At 69.9% G+C, this 3,068-nt stretch carries 3 protein-coding genes; 1 reads left to right on the top strand and 2 read right to left on the bottom strand.

What is annotated here, in order from left to right; all coding sequences use genetic code 11:
• Nucleotides 1-14 precede the first annotated feature (14 nt).
• Nucleotides 15-1,352, bottom strand: coding sequence for a 4-aminobutyrate--2-oxoglutarate transaminase (gabT, locus tag B2284_RS03920; RefSeq protein WP_074040905.1), 1,338 nt, complete (start codon nt 1,350-1,352; stop codon nt 15-17).
• 225 nt (nt 1,353-1,577) lie between these two features.
• Between gabT and B2284_RS03915 the strand changes: the two genes are divergently transcribed.
• Nucleotides 1,578-2,453: a LysR family transcriptional regulator gene (locus B2284_RS03915; RefSeq protein ID WP_136788491.1), complete on the top strand. Its 876-nt coding sequence runs from the start codon at nt 1,578-1,580 to the stop codon at nt 2,451-2,453.
• 15 nt (nt 2,454-2,468) lie between these two features.
• On the opposite strand, the gene B2284_RS03910 is transcribed toward B2284_RS03915, so the two are convergent.
• Nucleotides 2,469-2,930, bottom strand: a complete 462-nt coding sequence (locus B2284_RS03910; RefSeq protein WP_286697221.1) for an SGNH/GDSL hydrolase family protein — start codon at nt 2,928-2,930, stop codon at nt 2,469-2,471.
• Nucleotides 2,931-3,068: the final 138 nt, after the last annotated feature.

Here is a 3,068-nt window from a genome sequence, read left to right as displayed (position 1 = left end):
AGGCGCTCAGGCGCTCAGGCAGTCGCGGAGTCGAACGCTTCGGCGATGATGTCGAGGCCCTCGCGCAGCAGGTCGTCACCGATGACGAGCGGCGGCAGGAAGCGCAGGACGTTGCCGTACGTGCCGGCCGTCAGCGTGACGACGCCCTGAGCGTTCGCGGCGGCCGCGATCTTCTTCGTCAGGTCGGCGTCGGGCTCCTTCGTGCCGGCCTTGACGATCTCGACGGCCATCATGCCGCCGCGTCCGCGGATGTCGCCGACGACGTCGTGCGTGTCGGCGATCTGGCCGAGGCGCTCGCGGAAGATCGCCTCGATCTCCTTGGCGCGCGCGGGCAGGTTCTCCGACTCCATCGTCTCGATCGCGCCGAGGGCGCCCGCGCAGGCGACGGGGTTGCCGCCGTAGGTGCCGCCGAGGCCGCCTGCGTGGACGGCGTCCATGATCTCGGCGCGGCCCGTCACGGCCGCGAGCGGCAGGCCGCCCGCGATGCCCTTGGCGGTCGTGATGAGGTCGGGCACGACGCCTTCGGCGTCGCACGCGAACCAGTCGCCGGTGCGGCAGAAACCGCTCTGCACCTCGTCGGCGATGAAGACGATGCCGTTCTCGCGGCACCAGTCGGCGACCTTCTTCAGCCAGCCGGCGGGCGGCACGATGAACCCGCCCTCACCCTGGATGGGCTCGATGATGACGGCCGCGACGTTCTGCTCGCCGATCTGCGCGTGCACGGCGCTCGTGAACGCCTCGAAGGCGTCGGCAGTGATCGTGTCGGCGTTGCCGACCCAGCGGTACGGGTACGCCATCGGCATGCGGTAGACGTCGCCCGCGAACGGCCCGAAGCCCTGCTTGTACGGCATGTTCTTCGCCGTGAGCGCCATCGTCAGGTTCGTGCGGCCGTGGTAGGCGTGGTCGAAGGCGACGACGGCCTGACGGCCCGTGTGGACGCGCGCGATCTTGACGGCGTTCTCGACGGCCTCGGCGCCCGAGTTGAACAGCGCCGAACGCTTCTCGTGGTCACCGGGTGTCAGCTCGTTGAGCTTCTCGCAGACGGCCGTGTACTCCTCGTACGGCGTCACCATGAAGCAGGTGTGCGTGAAGTCGTCGAGCTGGTTCTTGGCCTTCTCGACGACCTTCGGCGCCGAGTTGCCGACGCTCGTCACGGCGATGCCGGAGCCGAAGTCGATGAGCTGGTTGCCGTCGACGTCGACGAGGATGCCGCCGCCCGCACGCTCGACGTAGACAGGCAGGCCGATGCCGACGCCCGCGGAGACCGCGCCCTTCGTCCGCTGGTGCAGTTCCTGGCTCTTCGGGCCGGGGATGGCGGTGACGAGCTTGCGCTCCTGAGGGACGGACGTCATGGCCGTGTCCTTTCGTCGTGCGGGATCGAACCGAGGTGCGAGTGATCAGGGTCGGTCAGTGTTCTCCCTCACTCTGAGGCTTGGCGCCTATGCTGTCCAATATCAATTTTCGATGATTGGTATGCATGTTGGGAATAGGCCGCTGATGGGCTCTGGCCAGCCGCCGAGGGCGGTGAAAGTGACCGTAGATCGCCGATGTGGACGTAGATCGCAGAAGGGGACGGTATGGAGTTGAGGGCGGTCGAGTGCTTCGTCGCCGTTGCCGACGCCGGGACGGTGACGGCCGGCGCGGCGCGACTCGGCATGGGGCAACCCGCCGTCACGCGTCAGATCCAGCAGTTGGAGCGGCAGCTGCGCATCCGCCTGTTCGATCGTGAGGACGGGCGGCTGCGCCTCACCTCCGCCGGCATCGACGTGCTGCCCGTCGCGCGTCGACTGCTGCGCCAGGCCGACGCCGTGAGTGACGCGGCCCGCGGCGTCGCAGCCGGCCGTCTGCAGCGGGTTCGTCTCGTCAGCCCCGGCACGACCCGCGACGACGTCCTCGCCCCCTGGCTCGCGACGTGGTCCGCCGACGCGCCGCTGCCGAGCATCGCCGAAGCGTCCGTCGACGACGTCTACGACACGTTGCGTCGCGGAGCCGACCTCGCCGTGGCGCCGCTCGCACCACCCCCGGCGTTGGGCAGCCGCGTCGTCGCGCGCCTGCAGCTGTGGGCGTGCGTCGCGCCGACCCATCCGTGGGCGCAGCGCGATGCCGTCGACCTCGACGAGCTCGCGGGTGCTGACCTGCTTCTGCTCGAACGCAGCTTCTCGGCGCGCCGCGTGCTCGACGCAGCCCTCGACGCAGAGCAGCTCGGCGTCGAACCCCGCGCGGAGTTCGCCTCACCCGTCGTCGCCCAGGCCGTCGCAGCCAGCGGGCGCGGCGTCTGCGTCCTCACCGACGACCCCCGCTTCGGCCTCGTGCCCCTCACGATCCGCGACGCTGACGGCGACGCTCTCGGCATCCGCCTCCACGCCGCGTGGGATCGTCGCCATCACGCCGCTGACGCGCTCGAACGGCTCGCGCAGGATCTGGCGCGCTTCACGCGGCGGAGGTATGCCTGACGAGTCGCGTCGCGGTCAGCCCTTCGAAGCCTTTTGCACGAGGCTGATGTAGACGGGCATCGCTGCGAGGGTGGGGTGGACGCCGTCGATGAAGTACTCGGGGTGGTCCTTGGAGGCGCCGTACCAGTCGACGAGGTGCACCCACGGCCGGCCCTTCGCCGCCTCGCGGATCGCATGCAGCGCCTGCTTCTGGGTGCCCAGCGTGGTCTTCGGCACCACGAGCACGACGCGTTCGTCCTTCAACGCGTCGAGGGTCTTGGCGAGCATCTCCTGCGGTACGACACCGTTGTCGCCGGTGTGGATCAGTACGACGTCGCTCCTGATCGTCCCCGCCTTTGCAGCCGCCATGACCTGCTCGAGCACCGCGTTCGCCTGCTGGCTCTTCGCGGCGTGGTTGTCGACCGTGCGGTAGGCGTGCGGGAGCTGGTTGAGCGCGACGGACGCGGGGACGGAGTCGCCCCAGACACTGATGCTCATCTGCTTCGTGGCGCGGGTGTCGAGCCCGGCCGCGGGGGTGTTGCTCGACGACGACGGGCTCGCCGAGGTCGACGACGCCCACCGCGCCGGGGAGACCCTCGGCGGCGTCGTGGAGGTGCTGGCGTACGGCGTGCCGAT

The sequence above is a fragment of the Dermacoccus sp. UBA1591 genome, assembly GCF_002322065.1.
GTDB lineage: Bacteria > Actinomycetota > Actinomycetes > Actinomycetales > Dermatophilaceae > Dermacoccus > Dermacoccus nishinomiyaensis.
The sequence above is the reverse complement of the archived record's forward strand: the minus strand, read 5'-3'. Positions and strand labels throughout refer to the sequence as shown.